The 17874-nt window shown below is 63.0% G+C and carries 13 protein-coding genes; 3 read left to right on the top strand and 10 right to left on the bottom strand.

Going from position 1 to position 17874, the window contains the following annotated elements; genetic code table 11:
* Positions 1–1648 precede the first annotated feature (1648 nt).
* On the bottom strand, positions 1649–3817 hold the full coding sequence (gene dinG / locus ACA027_RS00125; RefSeq protein WP_370680386.1) for an ATP-dependent DNA helicase DinG: 2169 nt from the start codon (positions 3815–3817) through the stop codon (positions 1649–1651).
* Between the two features lie 364 nt (positions 3818–4181).
* Between dinG and ACA027_RS00120 the strand changes: the two genes are divergently transcribed.
* Entirely contained in the window at positions 4182–4463 is a 282-nt protein-coding gene (locus ACA027_RS00120) for a hypothetical protein (protein ID WP_370680385.1), read from the top strand.
* A gap of 199 nt (positions 4464–4662) precedes the next feature.
* Here ACA027_RS00120 and ACA027_RS00115 read toward each other — a convergent pair whose 3' ends face one another.
* From ACA027_RS00115 to ACA027_RS00095, 5 genes are all read right to left on the bottom strand, one after another.
* Complete coding sequence (locus ACA027_RS00115; RefSeq protein WP_370680384.1) at positions 4663–5238, bottom strand: carboxymuconolactone decarboxylase family protein; 576 nt, start codon at positions 5236–5238, stop codon at positions 4663–4665.
* 23 nt (positions 5239–5261) lie between these two features.
* Complete coding sequence (locus tag ACA027_RS00110; protein WP_370680383.1) at positions 5262–6593, bottom strand: aspartate aminotransferase family protein; 1332 nt, start codon at positions 6591–6593, stop codon at positions 5262–5264.
* Between the two features lie 32 nt (positions 6594–6625).
* Positions 6626–9229: a TRAP transporter permease gene (locus tag ACA027_RS00105; RefSeq protein WP_370680382.1), complete on the bottom strand. Its 2604-nt coding sequence runs from the start codon at positions 9227–9229 to the stop codon at positions 6626–6628.
* Between the two features lie 139 nt (positions 9230–9368).
* Positions 9369–10343 (bottom strand): TAXI family TRAP transporter solute-binding subunit, encoded by a 975-nt coding sequence (locus ACA027_RS00100; protein WP_370680381.1) that lies wholly within the window; start codon positions 10341–10343, stop codon positions 9369–9371.
* Positions 10344–10693: 350 nt separating this feature from the next.
* Positions 10694–11581 (bottom strand): MurR/RpiR family transcriptional regulator, encoded by an 888-nt coding sequence (locus ACA027_RS00095; protein ID WP_370680380.1) that lies wholly within the window; start codon positions 11579–11581, stop codon positions 10694–10696.
* Positions 11582–11844: 263 nt separating this feature from the next.
* On the opposite strand from ACA027_RS00095, the gene ACA027_RS00090 reads away from it, so the two are divergent.
* The gene (locus tag ACA027_RS00090) at positions 11845–13110 is read left to right on the top strand and encodes a diguanylate cyclase domain-containing protein (protein WP_370680379.1); all 1266 of its coding nucleotides are present in this window, start codon (positions 11845–11847) and stop codon (positions 13108–13110) included.
* 288 nt (positions 13111–13398) lie between these two features.
* Positions 13399–14703 carry a hemolysin family protein gene (locus tag ACA027_RS00085; RefSeq protein ID WP_370680378.1) on the top strand — a complete coding sequence of 435 codons (1305 nt, stop codon included), beginning with the start codon at positions 13399–13401 and terminating at the stop codon, positions 14701–14703.
* An 80-nt stretch (positions 14704–14783) separates the two neighbouring features.
* On the opposite strand, the gene ACA027_RS00080 is transcribed toward ACA027_RS00085, so the two are convergent.
* From ACA027_RS00080 to ACA027_RS00065, 4 genes are all read right to left on the bottom strand, one after another.
* Positions 14784–15218 carry an NUDIX domain-containing protein gene (locus ACA027_RS00080; protein WP_370680377.1) on the bottom strand — a complete coding sequence of 145 codons (435 nt, stop codon included), beginning with the start codon at positions 15216–15218 and terminating at the stop codon, positions 14784–14786.
* Positions 15219–15460: 242 nt separating this feature from the next.
* Positions 15461–15862 carry a YkgJ family cysteine cluster protein gene (locus tag ACA027_RS00075; RefSeq protein WP_370680376.1) on the bottom strand — a complete coding sequence of 134 codons (402 nt, stop codon included), beginning with the start codon at positions 15860–15862 and terminating at the stop codon, positions 15461–15463.
* 120 nt (positions 15863–15982) lie between these two features.
* Positions 15983–16612, bottom strand: coding sequence for an NTP transferase domain-containing protein (locus tag ACA027_RS00070; RefSeq protein ID WP_370680375.1), 630 nt, complete (start codon positions 16610–16612; stop codon positions 15983–15985).
* 88 nt (positions 16613–16700) lie between these two features.
* The gene (locus ACA027_RS00065) at positions 16701–17777 is read right to left on the bottom strand and encodes an XdhC family protein (protein ID WP_370680374.1); all 1077 of its coding nucleotides are present in this window, start codon (positions 17775–17777) and stop codon (positions 16701–16703) included.
* Positions 17778–17874 lie beyond the last annotated feature (97 nt).

Here is a 17874-nt window from a genome sequence, read left to right as displayed (position 1 = left end):
TTTTCAACTTTTTCCACGCTGGCGTCTGTCGTAACCCCACGCCCTGGGTTTGCCACCAGGCCTCCGAGGCCTTGGTTTTTCGCCCCCATGTAACTCGGTTACATCCCGCATGCGCCAGCTTGGCCCTTGCACAGGGGGCAATTCCCCGGATCAAAAGGCACTCCAGGCCTGTGGACAAACATGGGCAGAAAAAAAGAACAACAGGCCACTTACCCACAGGCTGGAAAGTTTTTTTCAGCTTCTCCCCAATCGGGCACCCAGTTACCCCTCTCACCAGGCACAAGGTTTTCACGCATGCAAGGCATTGAAAACAAAAAGGAAATAAGACTTTCCCACAGAAGAAGGCCTTGCTTACTATTACTACCAAACAAAAATAGAAAAGATAGGAACAACGACCAGTAGCCAAGTTTGGCGCGCTTTCTTTTTGTCCAAGGTCGGCTTCCGTTTTTTTCAACCCCTGATGGACGCATCCAGGCCCATCCGTTTTGGTTACGCACACCCCATCAATCGATGTGATCAAGTTTCCAAAAAAACTTATCCACTACAAAATTAATAGCTTCATATGCTTTGTTTACAAGCGTTAAAGCATTTTTTATAGTGAATATCCACTTTTTCGGCATGTGGACAAAGTTTGAACAAGAAATCTTCTATCCACAGAAATGTTCAAGACATGGAACTTGTTCACTTTTCCGGCACAGCAGCATCTGTGCATGACCCACATGGTTCTGGGCACTCCAAGTCCTTGAAATTGTTGGTGCAACGTAAGTTATCCACAAATTTCTGCATGACTTACTACTACGACTATTTCATTTAAATTTAAAGATGAACAAGTCAATAGAAAAGCAGCCACAGGCCATGGCCCTCGCTGCAAAAAGTGGAATCCCACTCTGAAAAACAAGGGATTCCCGTGCCAAACCTGCGCCGAGCAGGCATACTCCAACCCATGCGTCTGAAAAGCTTTTTTCAAACGACATGTGTGCGAACCCTGCGATCCACCGTAAATTTGACGGTTTTGTCCACAGGTAGTTATGCACAGCACTTGATAACTGGGGATACTTCCCTCTGTAAAGGAATTGGTTCAAAAAAATTCAATGCCGCCATGGCGTGGGGCGCTCACGTGCAGGTTCGTTGCTGGTGGGGTGCAATGCCTGGGCTTTTTGCATTTGTGCACAAGGCAATCGCTGGCTGTGCACGATGCGCGCGCTGTGGCATGCGGGGTCTTGGGCCTCGCCTGTGCTTGCGGCGCGCTGAAATATTCTTTTCAGACCGTGCGGCGCAAGGACTGCAGCGTCAGCGGTTGCGGTGGCAGGCCTGGGTTGGGAGGCTGCCCGGGCAGGACCGAGGCCGTTTTGATGCTTGCTATGCACAGCCTGTGGGCAAGTGCCTTGTGGATGAAATCCTGTGCCTGCATGGGAGCGGTTTGCTCGGTAATCCCCTCTGAAAGAGGCTGACAGCAGCACTTGTGGCCGGGGACTGTCCGCCATGGCGTTTTGCATGGATGCAGAGCTTTTCCACAGCCTGGTGGCTGTGGGCTGTCATGGGAGGCAGAGGATGCGGTTTTCAGGGGAAAACCGCATCGTAGCCAATGTGGCTGCGCTGTGACAGCTATCGTTAGCGAAGCAGCATGCCAACTGCCTGGCGCGCAGACTCAGTGGGCCAAGCGCTTTTGCAAGGTGAAGGGGGGCAGGCCCTTGAGCAGCTGGGCACCGTAGCTGGTGGCCACCAGGCGGCGGTCGTAGCAGTAGACATGGGCCATGTCTTCCTCGGTGCGTATGGCACGGCCCACCCATTGCGCCAGGCGGATGGCCGTGGCCGGCACCACCAGTTCGTTGAAGGGGTTGCGGCCGCTGGTGCGCAACCATTCGGCCCGGGATTCGCCCACGGGGTCGTCCGGCGGGGCAAAGGGCAGCTTGGTGATGAACAGCGACTCGCACAGGGCACCGGGCAGATCCAGGCCTTCGCCAAAGGACTGCATGCCGAAGATGATGGAAGCCAGACCCGACTCTACACGGCTGCGGTGGTCGGCCAGCAGCACAGCGCGGGGCATGGCGTTTTGCACCAGCACATAGCTGCGCATATGGGAGGGCAGGGCGTCCACGGCCTGGCGCATCTGGTCGCGCGAGGTGAACAGCACCAGGGCGCCGGCCTGTACCAGGGCCAGATCGTTGAGCAGGGCGTCCACCATCTCGGCGGTGAAGGCCTGGGCCTCACGCGGGTCGGCATGGGTCTGGTGGGCCACCAGCGTGCCCTGGGCGGCATAGTCGAAGGGGCTGGCCACCTCCAGCGTCTGCACGCCGGCATCGCCGTGCAGGCCAGCCTCGCGCAGGAAGAAGTCAAAACCACCGCAGCTGGTCAGCGTGGCCGAGGTCAGCACCGCGCCGCGCACCTGGCTCCACAGGTGCTGGCGCAGCGTGGCGCCGGGCAGGATGGGGCTGGCATGGGCCTTGACGACGATGTAGTCGCCATCGATTTCCAGCGTGAACCATTTGGCGTTCGGCACGCCCAGGCTGCCATCGGCCTGGGCTTCAGGCTGCTGGCTCAGCAGCTGGGCCGTGTCGTGCACGGCCTCCAGGCGGGGCGCCAGCGTGCCTACCTGGGCGTAGAGGGCGGACAGGCGCTGGGCCTCGTCGGGCTTGTCCTTGATCTCGGCACGCAAGGCCTTGGCAATGGCGCGCAAAGCGTCCAGAAAGCCGCTGGCGTGGTGCATGAGCTGCGCCAAGGGGGCGAGCAGGGGTTCGGGTAAAACACCGCGAGGCGCACGCACACGGGCCGGGCCCCAGCTGTCCTTCTGGCCTTTCAGGTCGGCACCGTAGATCTCCATCACCAGCCGGGCCAGGTCGGCCAGGTGCTGGCGCAGGCCGGCGCTGTGGCTGGGCAGCTCGGCGATCTCTTCCACCTCCATCAACTGGCCCACGCGCAGGGCTCGGCTGGTGAGCTTGTCTATCCACTGCAGGCGGCTCAGGTCCATCTCGCAGGCGAACTGGGAGAGGGCGGTCTGTGGCAGGTGGTGGGCCTCGTCCAGCACCAGCAGGCAGTTGTCCAGCTCGGGCAGCAGGCGGGCGCCCAGGCTGGATAGGAGCAGGTCATGGTTGGCCACGATGACCTGGGCGGCCACCATGTCCTTGCGGCGCTCGTAATAGGTGCAGCTGGAGAACACCGGGCAATGCTTGCCGGTGCAGGAGCTGCCTTCCGCTGCCACCGGGCTCCAGGCCTCGGGCTCGGGCGGGGTTTTCATGCTGTCGCGGTCGCCATCCCATTCGCCAGTGGCCAGGGCATCGGCCATGCGGGCATAGAACTGGATGCGGGCCTCGGTTTCGGCCTGGGGTCTGGCCTTGCGCTGGGCGGCTTGCTCTTCCGCAAACAGATCTTCGGCCTCGTCCGTGTGCTCGCCGGTGCTGGACAGGCGCTCCAGCTTGAGCTTGCAGACAAAACGGCCGCGTCCCTTGGCCAGCGCGAACTTGAAGGGCAGGGGCAGTTGCTTGGCCAGGGCCGGCAAATCCTTGTTCACCAGCTGCTCCTGCAGCGCCACCGTGGCGGTGGAAATCAGCACCCGCGTGCCACGGGCCAGCGCCGTGCTGATGGCGGGCACGGAATAGGCCAGCGACTTGCCCACCCCGGTGCCGGCCTGGACCACGGCGATGGATTTTTTCGGCTCTGGAGCGCCTTCTTCGATTTTGCCCAGCTGCGCCTGGGCGAAGGTGCGGGAGACCTGCTCGGCCATGCGCCGCTGACCGTCACGGCTGCGAAAGCCCGGGATGGCGGCGACGACGGAATCGAACGATTCAAGGGCCAGTGCGGCCCATTTTTCCTGGCTCATGAAAGGGGTGGCTGCACGGTTTCCCGAGGGGAGCACCGTTCTTATAAGAATAAATACATGGATATGTAGTGGATAAGATGTGAAATCTTATGCAAACAATCTACAAAACCCGGTTTGTAGCGTGTATGCGCAGGGATGACATGGCATGTGCATCGGTACGCAAATCAAGGCGCTGAGAACCATTGTCGCAGCCTTCACCTGCTTGTGAACAAAGCGGGCATAAATCCCTGCTGCCACTCCCTGGGATGGCTTGGAAAAGCAGGATTCTGGCTCGTGCCAGGCTCGGGATAACTATGTGCATAGCTGGTATATGGCTGGGTACAAGCTGCTCTGCACGTTGAAAATATCTTTTCAGAACATGGAGATGTTGTCCACATTGCTGGACATTAAAGTTATCCACATTGCACGGGATGCGCTGCTGAAACCACATGCCATGGTTATCCACAATTCTGCGAGAGTGGATGTTCACATCTTGTGTGGAAAACCTCCTGAAAAAAGCGGTGTCCACCAGTCTCTGCTTGGGCGAAACATCGGTCTGAAAAGCTTTTTCATGGTCTTTTCAGCTTTTTCTCCCCCATCGCTAGAGGTTGCTCAATCCTTCAGCAGGCCAGCCGGGCTTGAAGATCAATATTTTCAAAATTCATAGCGTCTATCGCAATACATATAAGCCTTAGAGACATAAATCATTGAAAAATGTTTTTCAACAGCAACCCGGCCTCAATTTTCAGTTTGTATGATTTCATATGAAACCATACAGCAGTGGGCTCGCCAGAGGGCGAGCTTGTACAAAGAGGCATGAAAAAAGCCACCGCAAGGGTGGCTGGGCAAGAGGTGGGCAGGGTGGTTCAGCCGGCCAGCGGTGGCAGCGGGCTGGCGCTGGAATGCGGCACGGTGGTGCGGGCGCTGTTCATCACCATCGACAAAAAGGTGTAGTAGCCGTTGACGCCAATCAGGTCGATGGCCCCCGCCTCGCCCCACAGGGCAATGGCCTGGGCCCAGGTGGCATCGCTGACACCGTGGTTGCGGTGCAGCTCGGTGCAAAAGGCATACAGCACGGCCTCGTCCGGCTGCAGCGCCGTCGGCGTACGGCCCTGGGCAATATCGGCAAGGGCTGCGGGCGCAATGCCTTCGCGTTCGGCAATCGGGGCGTGGATGGCCCATTCCACCTGCTGCGACCATTGGCGGGCAGTGATGCAGATGGCCAGCTCCGACAGGCGCAGACCGATGCGGCTGCGAAAGCGCAGGTACTCGCCCATGCGCTGGGCGTGGTCCATCAGCTCGGGGCTGCGCAGCAGCGGTACAAAAGGTGAAATCAGCGCGCCGCGTGGCCCATCGATGATGGGTTGGGCCAGCTGGCGCTGCTCGGGCGTCCATTCGCTTTCGGGAATCGGCGGCAGGCGATCGTCTTGCAGGGTGTACATGGGGTTTGGGGGTTCCAGAAAATTCAGGCGGTGGCACGCAGTGCGGCGTCAATGGACAGGGCCAGGCGGTCCACGATCTGGTCGATGTCGGATTCGCTGACGATAAAGGGAGGGGCCAGCAGCACATGGTCGCCATGTTGACCGTCGATGGTGCCGCCCATGGGGTAGCACAGCAGGCCCAGCTCCATGGCCTGGGCCTTGACGGCGGCATGCAGCTTGCGGGCGGGGTCAAAAGTGGCCTTGCTGGCGCGGTCCTGCACCAGCTCCACCGCCATGAACAGGCCGCGTCCACGGATATCGCCCACATGGGCATGTGTGCCCAGGCGGTCTTGCAAGGCCGCGCGCAGATAGTCGCCGCGGGCGCGCACCTGGGGCAGCAGCTGGTCGCGCTGTATCACCTTCTGCACGGCCAGCGCCGCCGCTGCGGCCATGGGGTGGCCCAGATAGGTATGGCCATGCTGGAACAGGCCGCTGCCGCGGCGCATGCCTTCCACCACCTGGCCCTTGGCCAGCACCGCACCTATGGGTTGGTAGCCACCGCCAAGGCCTTTGGCAATGGTCATCAAATCGGGCACCACGCCTTCTTGTTCCACGGCGTGCAGCGTGCCGGTGCGCCCCATGCCGCACATGACTTCGTCGGCAATGAACAAAATGCCATAGCGGTCGCACAGCGCACGCACGCCGGCAAAGTAGCCGGGGGGCGCGGTCAGTGCGCCGGCCGTGGCGCCCACCACGGGCTCGGCCACAAAGGCGATCACGGTGTCCGGGCCCAGGGCCTGGAATTGGGCGTCGATCTCTGCCAGAAGGCGCTGGCCATATTGCGTGGGGCTTTCATCGGCGCGCTGGTCGCGGTAGGCATAGGTGGGGGCCACGCGGCCCACGTCCATCAGCAAGGGTGCGAACTGCTTGCGCCGCCATTCGTTGCCACCCACGGCCAAGGCGCCCAGGGTGTTGCCGTGGTAGCTCTGGCCGCGGGCCACAAAGCGGGTGCGCTGGGGCTGGCCTATGTCCACAAAATACTGACGGGCCATCTTCAGCGCGGCTTCCACGGCTTCCGAGCCACCGGAGACAAAGTACACCTGGTCCAGGCCCTGGGGCGCATGGTCGGCCAGGTGGTCGGCCAGTTCCTCGGCCACGGCGCTGGTGAAAAAGCTGGTGTGGGCATAGGCCAGCTGGTCGAGCTGGGCATGCATGGCGGCCAGCACATCCGGGTGGGCATGGCCCAGGCAGGAGACGGCAGCGCCGCCGCTGGCGTCGATATAGCTTTTGCCCTGGGTGTCGGTGATGGTGATGCCCTGCGAGGTCTGGGCCATGCGCGGGGTTTTCAGCAGGGAGCGGTGGATGATGTGGGTCATGGTGTCTCTATGAAAAAAAGAGCTGTCAATGCTTATGCAGTGCGCGTATCCAGCGGTTTAGATGCAGATGTTCTAGGCATGCGCCGGCCTTGCAGCCACCACACACAGGCCAGCAGCAGCAGGCCGGGCAGGTAGAACCAGTAGGGCGATGGGCGTGGCGTGGGCAGCTGGACTTCGGCCACCTCAAAGCCTTCTTCAAAGCCCGCCTTGCGCGCCGCGCTGCCAAACTTCACGGCGGCGATTTGCACCTTGTCGCCCAGCACCATCAGCTGCAGGCCGGTGTCGATCACGCGCTTGCGGCCGTCGGCGTTGGCGGCACCCAGGGGCACGGCCACGGTCTTGGTGCGCTCGTCGCCCTCCAGCGTCATGCCGGTGATGACGGTGACCAGGCGTGCGCCTTCGGGTGCATTGCCGGCCACGGCGTAGATCTGCGCGGCCGGCACGCTGGTGTAGGGCGCTGCCACGCGGTCCATGAAGAAATCCGGGCGGAACAGAAAGAAGGCACCCAGCGCCAGCAGGGCCAGCTCCCAGGGTTTGCAGCGCACGCGCAACCAGTTCATGGTGATGGCGGTAAAGGCCAGCATGGCCAGCAGCGAGGCCGTGGCGACCAGGGCCACCTCCAGCCAGCTGTCCACGCCAATCAACAACAGGGCTGGGTTGAAGATCCAGATAAAGGGCAGGATCACCGTGCGCAGGCCATAGAGCGAGCCCTGTATGCCCACGGCAATGGCGTTTTCCTGGGCAATGGCGGCGCCGGCAAACGTGGCCAGCCCCACAGGGGGGGTGACATCGCCCAGCAGCCCGTAATAGAAGACGAACAGGTGCACGGCAATCAGCGGAATGATCAGGCCGTTTTGCGCGCCCAGCTCCACGATGACGGGGGCCATCAGCGTGGCCACCAGCACATAGTTGGCCGTGGTGGGCACGCCCAGGCCGAGTACCAGGCAGACAAAGGCCGTGAACAGCAGCATCAGCATCACATTGCCCTGGGCCACGAACTCGACAAATTCCGTCATGCGCAGGCCCAGGCCGGTGAGCGAGATGGCGCCCACGATGATGCCGGCCGTGGCCGTGGCCACGGCCACGCCAATCATGTTGCGGCTGCCGGCATTCAGGCCTTGCACCACATCATTCAGGCCGGTGCGCAGTTGGGTGATGGGCTGGCCGGAGCGGCGGAAAAACGCGATCAGCACATGCTGGGTGGCCATCAGCAGCACCAGCACCACAATGGCCCAGAATGCGGCCAGCGCGGGCGAGAGTTCTTCCACCATCAGCGCCCACACCAGGGTGCCAATGGGCAGCAGAAAATGCATGCCGGCCTTGACGGTGGCCCAGGTGTCCAGGCGCTTGGGCTGCTGCACGTCAATGTCTTCGGGCAGATCGGGCTCGCGTGCGGCCATGCGCACGGCCACCAGGTAGAGCAGCAGCATCACGGCGGCAATCGCCCAGCCCGCGTGGTCGCCCAGCACGGCCTTGGCGGCTTCCAGCACAAAGTACAAGGTACACACCAGCACCAGCGTGCCGCTGCAGCCCAGGGCGGTGCGCAAGGCTTTGTCGCGCAGCTTGCGGTGCAGCGGCTTCACCATGGGCTCCATGCCCAGCTTCAGCGCCTCCAGGTGGACGATGTAGAACAGGCCGATATAGGAGAGGATGGCGGGCAAAAACGCGTGCTTGCAGACCTCGGAATAGGGAATGCCCACGTACTCCACCATCAAAAAGGCGGCGGCCCCCATCACCGGCGGCATGATCTGGCCGTTGACCGAGCTCATGGTCTCGATGGCGGCGGCCTTCACTCCGCCATAGCCGGCCTTTTTCATCAGCGGAATGGTGAAGATGCCGCCCGAAACCACATTGGAGACGGAGGAGCCCGAGATCAGCCCGTTCAGCCCCGACGACACCACGGCGACCTTGGCCGGGCCGCCGCGCAAATGGCCTAGCGCGGCAAAGCTCACTTGCATCATGTAGTTGCCGCCGCCGGCGCGGTCCAACAGTGCGCCGAACAGCACATAGACAAAGATGGCGCTGGACGACACGCCCAGGGCCACGCCGAACACGCCTTCCGTGCCCAGCCACATCTGCGACAGCATGCGGTTGAAGGAGGCGCCCTTGTGCGCCAGCACATCGGGCATCCACGGGCCCAGCAGGCAGTAGGCAATAAAGACCATGGCCAGTGCCGCCATGGGCCAGCCCACGGCGCGGCGCGTGGCCTCCAGCAGCAGCACCATGCCGGCCGTGGCGGTCACGATGTCCAGGGTGCTGGGCTGGCCAGGGCGGGTGGCCAGCTCCTGGTAGAAGGTGAAGAGAAAGCTGCCGGCAAAAGCGGCCGCAGCGGCCAGCAGCCAGTCAAACCAGGGTACTTGCTGGCGCGCATTGGCGCTGCGCCAGGCCGGGAAGGCCAGAAACGCGAGAAACAGTGCCAGGCCCAGGTGGATGGAGCGGGCCTCGGTGTCGTTGAGCACACCCCAGCGCAGCGCAAAGGGCAGGGGCGAGGCCTGCCACAGCTGAAACAGGGCCCAAAAAATGGACACGGTGAAGACCACGCCGGCCGCCAGGCCCCGGGCACTGCGGCCTCCCGTGTCGCTGTCCGCAACCAGGGTTTGCAAGGCTTGGGGGGCTTTTTCAATATCAGTTGCCATGGGGTTGCCATGCGCTCAGCGCATGTCCCTTGTGAATCCAGTCCCCGGCCGCCGGCCATGGGGCCGGCGGTTGATGGACCGCAGTGGTGAGGGGGGAGATCCGCTGCGGCAGTGAAAGCGTGGGTGGACGCTCCAGGGCTTATTGCAGCCAGCCCTTTTCCTTGTAGTAGCGGGCAGCGCCTTCATGCAGCGGTGCACTCAGGCCGTTTTTGACCATCTCCTGTGGCTTCAGATGGGCCAGGGCAGGGTGCAGTTTCTTGAAGTCCTCGAAGTTGTCGAACACCTGTTTGACCACGGCATACACCGTCTCTGGCGGGGTCTTGGCACTGGTCACAAAAGTGGCCAGCACGCCATAGGTGTCGGTGGCCTGGGGGTTGCCCGGGTAGGTGCCGCCGGGGATATGGGCCTTGGCCAGGTAGCTGTGGCTGGCCACCAGCTTCTCCACGCCCTCGCCCTTGAGGCTGAGCAGCTTGGCGCCGCAGGCGGTGGTGGGGTCCTGGATATTGGCCGAGGGGTGGCCGATGGCGAAGACAAAGCCGTCGATCTTGCCGTCGCACAGCGCGGGGCCATGCTCGTCGGCCTTGAGCTCGGAGGCCAGGCCCAGGTCGCTGGTTTTCATGCCAAAGGCCGCCAGCAGCTCATCGGCCCCTGCGCGGTGGCCGGAGCCGGGGTTGCCGATGTTGAAACGCTTGCCTTTCAAATCGGTCAGCGACTGGGCATTGAGCTCCTTGCGCACCACCACGGTCATGGGCTCGGGATGCATGGAGAACATGGCGCGCAGATCCGGCGAGGCGCCTGCGGCCTTGAACTGGCCCTCGCCCTTGAAGGCCCCGTATTGCACGTCGGACTGCAACACCCCCATGTCCAGCTCGCCAGAGCGAATGGCATTGGCATTGAACACCGAGCCCCCGGTGGATTCCACCGAGCAGCGCAGCCCATGCTTGGCGCGGTCCTTGTTCACCAGGCGGCAAATGGCACCGCCGGCGGCGTAGTACACGCCGGTCACACCGCCGGTGCCAATGGTCACGAATTTGGCCGACTGGGCCATGGCCGCAGGGGCGGCCAGCGATGCAGCGGCCAAGGCCAGGGCGGCGGGAAGAAAGGCGGTGCGCATAGGAATCTCCTGGTGGCGGGCAGTGCGACCGGCAAAGCGCCGGGGCGGTGGTGGGCCCTGTGATTGAAACAAACGATCCGTGTTTTATTTGTTTGCAACATTTGTGCCAATAGGGGAAGCCCGCCATGGGGCAAACCACGAGACGTCCAGCCGTGATGGGGTCGCGGCCTAGAGAGTGCAGGCCATGCGGCCATGGCTGGCGCAGCACGGCCATGCCCAGGTCCAGGCGCGGTTTGGGGAGGGCACACATATGCGGTGCATGAGAAATACCCAGCAACCCATTGCGCTATGGGCTGGTGGTGCTATGTATTTAATAGCTTTATACGGATGAGAGCCGCCGTGTGCAGGCGCTATCGGTGGCGAAACGCTTTCAGCGCTTGCCGGCCCTGCACGTAGGCGCCGCCGTCCACTAGCGCGGACTCTGCTTTCTGGATGCGCTGGGGCAGCTGCGCATCGCCCAGGGCCACCAATTGCTCCAGCAGCGCTTCCACCAAGGCCATGCCAGCAGCGACCGAGGGGAAGAAGGAGGGGCTGTCCACCGCGAACAGCGCAGCATGATCGGCCATGCGCGCCAGCGGCGAGGCCTCGCTGTCCGTCAGCGCCACGATGCGGGCACCGCGCTCCTTGGCGATATGGGCCACTTCCAGGCACTCGCGCGAATAGGGCGCAAAGCTTATGGCGACCAGCACATCCTCAGCACCCAGAGGGCGCAGCTGCATCTCCAGATTGTGGGCATGCGCATCCAGCGATTGCACGCTGTCGCGGAACAAGCGATAGCCGTACAGCAGAGCAAAGGCCAGTGGGTAGCTGGCGCGAAATCCAGCGACATATACCTGGTTGGCCGACTGCAGACATTGCGCCAGCGGCACCAACAAGGAGGCGCTGTGCTGGCGGGTGCGCTCCAGGTTGGCTCCGTGCGCGTCAAACAGCTCATCTGCCAGGGTGTGCGTGTGGGCCTGGTTGCTTAGGCGCTGGGCGCGGTCGGCATAGCCTTGGGGGCCATCCAAGCCCATGGAATGGGCGAAGCCGTCTTTCAGCGCTGGCCAGCCGTCATAGTCCAATTGGCGAGCCAGCCGTACCAGCGTGGAAGGGGGCACGCCGGCCAGCTCTGCCACAGAGCGCATGGAGCGGATCAGCACATCATTGGGGTGGTCCACCACGAAGCGGGCCGCAGCCTGAAGCTGGGGGCTCAGATGGTCGAACTGCTGCAGGATGTGGTTGCGCGCGTCCTGGGTCACGGTGGTGCTTTCTGGAATGGGGGGGAGCGGAAGCTTGCCTCCGATGATTATCGGGGGCGCGATGCCGCTGCCCGGAATGGCCGGTGCATGCGTGCGATACCGACAGGTATCAAGCACTGGTCATAAATAGGGCTTGTCCTACATTGGTTAAATGTATTGAAGGATGTCGCATGTAACTGGTGGTGACGACAATGAGGCTCCAGCGGCGCAGTCCTTGATGTGAGCACATGCTGCAGCGGCTGGAGACTTAGGGATCAAGCTGCATGGTGAATTCTTCTCTTTCTTCAAACGAAGCCAATGTGTTGCGCCAGCAAATGGGCAAGCCGCTGGCGTGGCTGCGTTTTGCGCCACCGCTGGAGCAGGAGTTCGCCCAGGATTTGCGCCAGCAGCAGCGGCGCAGCACCTTGTTTACGCTGGGTTTTCTGGGAGTGCTGTGGCTGTTTTTTGCGGCCTTTGACTGGTGGCGCATACAGTCCATTCTGGGCACGGGCAAGGAGCTGCAGTTTGTGCTGGGCGTCATGCTGCAGCGCTGGGTGGTGATCAGCTGTTTTCTGTGCACCCTGTACATCTTGCTGCACCCACGTACCCGGCTGCGCACCCATGTGGTGTGGGTGGAGATGTCCGTGGTGGCCTGCGGCTGCGGTCTGGTGGTGTCTTCCTATACGCTGAAGGTTCTGGGGGCGCCAGAGGTGAGCATCGTCATGTTGCTGACGGTGGTGGTGGCCTTGTACCCCCTGGGTGTGCGCCTGCGCCAGGCCCTGGCGGCTGCGGCCACGGTGTGCATCTTCGCCACCGTGGCAGGGCCCTGGTTGCTAGAGACGCCGGCCCAGATGCAGGAGCACTGGGTGATGGTGACCATGCTGTGGCTGACGCTGGTGCTGTCAGGGGTGACGGCCTATTTCCGCGAGCGGGCATGGCGCGAGCAGTTTCTGCTGCGCAAGCTGCTGGACTGGGAGTCCTGCCATGACCCGCTGACGGGGCTGGCCAACCGCCGCATGTTCCGCGAGCAGTTCCAGCGCAACATCTTGCATGCCAAGCGTGAGAAAGATCCCTTGTTCCTGGCGCTGATCGATATCGACCACTTCAAGCTCTACAACGACTTGTATGGCCACCAGGCCGGCGATGAGGTGTTGCGCCGGGTGGGAGACCTCCTGGCCCGGTATGCACGCCGTCCGCTGGACATGGCGGTGCGTCTGGGCGGTGAGGAGTTTGCACTGGCCGCCTATGACGAAAGCGTGGATTCGCTGCGCGCGCGCATGGAGCAGCTGCTCATAGACCTGCACGGTCTGAACCTGGCGCATGACGCCTCGATCACGGCCCCTTATGTGACGGTGAGCATAGGCCTGGCCCAGGTGCGCAGCGACGACACCATGGACTCGGTGTTCAGGCTGGCGGACAGCCTGCTGCACCAGGCCAAGGAGCAGGGGCGCAACCGGGTGTGCGGTGTGGCCTCCATTGCCTTGCCCGTCATCAACCCGCGCCGTCCCAGCTGGGCCCAGCAGGCGGCGGCCATGGGGCCCGATAGCTGATATTTCGGGCTGAGCGCTACACTGGGCGGTTCGGGCAGCATGTGTCCGCTTTGCGTGCTGCCGATCTCGGTAGCTGCAGCGGGCGCACGCCATGCCTGACATGGTTTTGCCCTTGCTTACGTTCTCACCCCATGGCGGATACCGCCGATGTCACACAAGGGCTTTACATTCTTTGTTGTGTACCGTGTAGTGCGCGGCCTGCTGATTCTGGCGGGTCTGCACTTTGGCCTGATTCCTTCACCTGTTCTTTAGGAGCTCTCATGCGGTAGGCCACCGCAACCCACCATCATGGAAATTCCGATACTTATCGCCCTCATCCTCCTCAATGGCCTGTTTGCCATGTCCGAGATCGCATTGGTCACGGCCCGCAAGGCAAGACTGCAGAGATTGATCGATGAGGGCGACAGCGCTGCTGCTGCTGCGCTCAAGCTGGGGGAAGACCCCACGCGTTTTCTCTCCACCATCCAAATTGGCATCACCTCCATCGGGGTGCTCAACGGCATTTTTGGCGAAGCCGCCCTGGCCCAGCCGCTGTCCGTCTGGCTGGTGCAATGGGGGGTGCCGGCCGTGTACGCCAGCACCGCCGCCACCACCGTGGTCGTGGTCTTGATCACCTATGTCTCCATCGTCGTGGGCGAACTGGTGCCCAAGCGCCTGGGACAGACCAATCCCGAAGCCATTGCCCGCCTGGTGGCCCGCCCCATCAATCTGCTGGCCAAGCTCACCAAGCCCTTTGTGGTGCTGCTCACCAGCTCCACGCAAGCCCTGCTGCGCCTGCTGGGCGTGAAGCAGACCGAATCCATGGTGACCGAGGACGAAATCCACGCCATGTTGGCCGAAGGCACCAGCTCGGGTGCCATCGAACAGCATGAGCACACCATGGTGCGCAATCTGTTCCGCCTGGATGACCGCCCCATCTCCTCGCTGATGGTGCCGCGCTCCGACGTGGCCTGCCTGGACATCAACGCCAGCTTCGAAGAGAACATGGCGCAGATCGAAACCCACGGGCATGCCCGCTTTCCGCTCATCAACGGCAGCTTTGAAGATCTGCTGGGCGTGGTCAATGCCCGCGAGTGGATGGCCCATGCCCTCAAGGGCGAGCGCGAGCTCATGCCCACCAGCACCTTTCTGGAAAAGCCGCTGTACATCCCCGAAACCATCACCGGCATGGAGCTGCTGGAAGACTTCAAGAGCTCGGGCGTGCCCATGGCTTTTGTGATCGATGAATACGGCGTGGTCCAGGGCCTGGTGACAGTGCGCGACCTGATGGAAGCCATCACCGGTGAATTCGTGACCGAAGACCCCAGCGACGCCTGGGCCGTGCAGCGCGATGACGGCAGCTGGCTGCTGGACGGCCATATCCCCATCGTGGAACTGAAGGACCGCCTGAACCTGAAGAGCGTGCCGGAAGAGGACCGCGGCCGCTACCAGACCCTGAGCGGCATGATCATGCTGCTCACCGGCAAGCTGCCTGCCGAGACCGACAAGGTGGTCTGGGATTCCTGGCAGTTTGAAGTGGTGGACATGGACGGCAAGATCATCGACAAGATCCAGGCCACCAGGCTGCAGGACCATGTGATCGAAGCGCCCTAAAACTCCCCGCGTGCTGCACCGCCCGGTGCGCTGCGCGGGGTGACTTTGGGGAACATGAGGCTGCCTTGGGGCAGCCTTTTTTATGCTGCCAGTGCAGGCATTGGCCTTGGCAGCTGCTGCGTCCGCAGCGCCGGAATCACCTGCTCGCGCAGCAGCGGCGCCAGGCTGGCGGGCAAGGGCGCATCCAGCGGCAGCCATTGCAGGGCCTCAATCTCGGCGGCAATGTGCACGGGCTGGCGCAGCGGGCTGCGGCCCACAAACACATGGGCATGGACTTGGGTGGCAGCCTCATTGGCGGCGCTGGCGCTGAAGCTGCCCAACGCGCCAAAGTCCTGCGCGCTCAGCTCCAGCTGCAACTCCTCCTGCAACTCACGCAGCAGCGCCTGCAGCGGCGTTTCTTCGCCATCGCGCTTGCCACCCGGCAGCATCCAGGCCTGGGTGCCGCGCTTGCGCACGGTCAGCAGCTGGCCTTGGGCGTTGAACAAACAGGCGGTGGCAATGTGCAAATGGTGCATGTTTTTGGGATGAAGTCTGTTGAATCGTTTGGGGTGTGTGGGGTGGCTTGAGCACCAATGCTTGCTGCCCAGGCCCACTCCTGCAGTCAGCAGAAAAGTGGCTGGCCTCTTCGCTCAAATTGACCCACAGTCTTCAAAACTGGCGCAACCCAAGCCAGGGCACCGCGCAAGGGCCGTCCCGCCGCGCTGGTGCCGTCCCCCTCCGGCGCGTAGCGCTAGAGAGGGGGAAGACGCGCAGCGGCTCAGGGGGGGCTTTTTCGCCCATAGGCGCAGAAGCCGGGCTTTGGGCCCTTCTTGGGATGCAGGCGGCAGGTGTCCGGGCGCTTGTCATACACCGTGCAACGGCGCGTGGTGGCGTCCAGAAAATTACAGTCCCCGCTGGCGCGGCGGGCCATGGTGAAGATCTCGTGCTTGGGGTTGAAATGGTCAATCAGCCGCAGCTTCAGCAGGCGCTTGGCAATCAGCTTGGGCTCTATGTGTTCCACTTCGAATGCATCCACCAGGCCCAGGCGCACCAGCTCGGGCAGGCGCACCTCCAGCGGCATGGTGCAGCAGTTGGCCGCGCAGCTGTCGCACAGGCCGGGCTTGTACTTGCTCCAGGTTTCCAGGCGGTCGACATCGACGATGCGTATGGAGGATTTCATGCGTCAGGGGCTGTAAAAAACAGGAGCTGCTGGTGCGTATACACCCTGGCTTTCAAGCCTTAAACAGCTTGAAAACAAGGGCGTATATACACAAACAGCTCACTTTTTAATGGGCTGGATTCAATGGGCAGGATACGGCGGCGTTGCGCGCGGCGGGAGCAACTGCTGCGCATCCTGCGGCGTGTCCACATCCTGCAGCACGCCGGCGTCGTGGACGGGCAGCAGCAAGGCCTGGGCCCAGGGCAGGGCGCGGCGCACGCCGTCGTCGCCGGTGGCGTTGGTCAGCAGCGGCCACAGCGGCGCCGGAATGATACGGGGATTGCCGGAGCGGCCCTGGCAGTGTGGCAATACCAGACGATCCGGCGCGGCGCGCCAGGCCGTCACCAGCTGGCGCAGCGTGTTGGCCTGCACCTGGCCCATATCGGCTAGGGCCACCAGCATGGCCTGCGGTGGGCTGGCGCTGCAGGCCAGATGCGGCAGCACCGCGGCCAGCGAGGCGGCCTGGCCCAGGTGGTGTTGGAACGACCAGGCCACATCCACGCCCAGCCTGCGGCATTGCAGTGCGCCCCAGGCATCGCCGGGGCGCAGCACCACGATGACGCGGCCACACACGGCCTGTAGCGGCGCCAGCGCGGCGGCCATCAGGCTGTCGTGGGGCGGGCAGGGCAGGCGGCGTTTGTCGCTGCCAAAGCGCCGCGCCTGGCCTGCGGCCAGCAGCACGGCGGTGACATCGGTGGCAAGAGATTGCATATCCAAATTTTATAAAGCGCCCTCACCCCTGCCCTCTCCCGCAAGCGGGCGAGGGAGCAAGAGCCCCCAGTTGCATGCCGAGACCTTTTTAGCCAGGGACACCGTGCAAGGGCCGTTCCGCAGCGAGGTTGCCGTCCCCCTGCCCGCGAGCGCAGCCCGCGAAGAGCGGGGGCAAGGCGCGCAGCGCCTCAGGGGAGAGATTCTTCGCCGCAATCACCTGGGCCATGATGCTGACCGCGATCTCGGCCGGTGTCTTGCTGCCTATGTAAAGGCCGGCGGGCGAGTGCAGGCGCGCCATGGCGTCGGCGGTGATGTCGAAGTGTTCCTGCAGGCGCTGGCGGCGGCTGGCAGCGTTGCGGCGCGAGCCAATGGCACCCACATAAAAAGCCGGGCTGTGCAGGGCCTCGAGCAGGGCCATGTCGTCCAACTTGGGGTCGTGGCTGAGGGCGATGATGCAGCTGCGCGCATCGGGACGGAAGGCGATGACGGCATCATCCGGCATGGCTGTGGTGGAGTGCATGCGCTGCAGGCCCTGCAGTTGCAGCGAATCCATGTACTCCTGGCGCGGGTCGCACAGTGTGACCACAAAGCCGTTGAAGGCCGCCATGGTGGCCAGGTACTCGGCCAGTGCGCCGGCGCCTATCAGCAGCATGCGGTAGCCCGGGCCCAGCACGTTGTGCAGGCTGTGCGTGTCCAGGCGCAGCTCCTCGGGCGTGGTGGTGGCGCGCAGCGTGACGCGGCCGCTGGCCAGGTCCAGGCTGCGGCGCACCAGGGCGCCGCCATGCAGCTGCTGCACCAGGGCCTGCAAATGCACGGGGTCGGGGTCAAATTCCAACACCAGCTCCAGCGTGCCGCCGCAGGGCAGGCCAAAGCGGTGGGCCTCATCGGCCGTGAGGCCGTAGCTGACGCGCTGCGGCGCCTGGGCCCAGCAGGCGGCGTCCTGCATCTGCGTGCCCACGCGGGTGAAGCGCTGCAGCAAATCGTCTTCGATGCAACCGCCCGAGACCGAGCCCACGCTCTGGCCGTTCTCGCACAGCGCCATCATGGCGCCGACGGGGCGGGGTGAGGAGCCCCAGGTGCGCACCACCGTGGCCAGCACGGCGTGCTGGCCCTGTGCGCGCCAGCGCTGCAGTTGTTCCAGCACAGTGATGTCGATGTGGTTCATTGGGAAGTCCTTGGGCTGTTGCCTCGTTGGGAGGCGGCCAGACAGCGCTTCATGCTTTGTTGTGCGCCCTTGCCGTACCGAAGTACTGTCTGCGGGC

The organism is Comamonas sp. GB3 AK4-5 (genome assembly GCF_041320665.1).
Taxonomy (GTDB): domain Bacteria; phylum Pseudomonadota; class Gammaproteobacteria; order Burkholderiales; family Burkholderiaceae_C; genus Comamonas.
The sequence above is the reverse complement of the archived record's forward strand: the minus strand, read 5'-3'. Positions and strand labels throughout refer to the sequence as shown.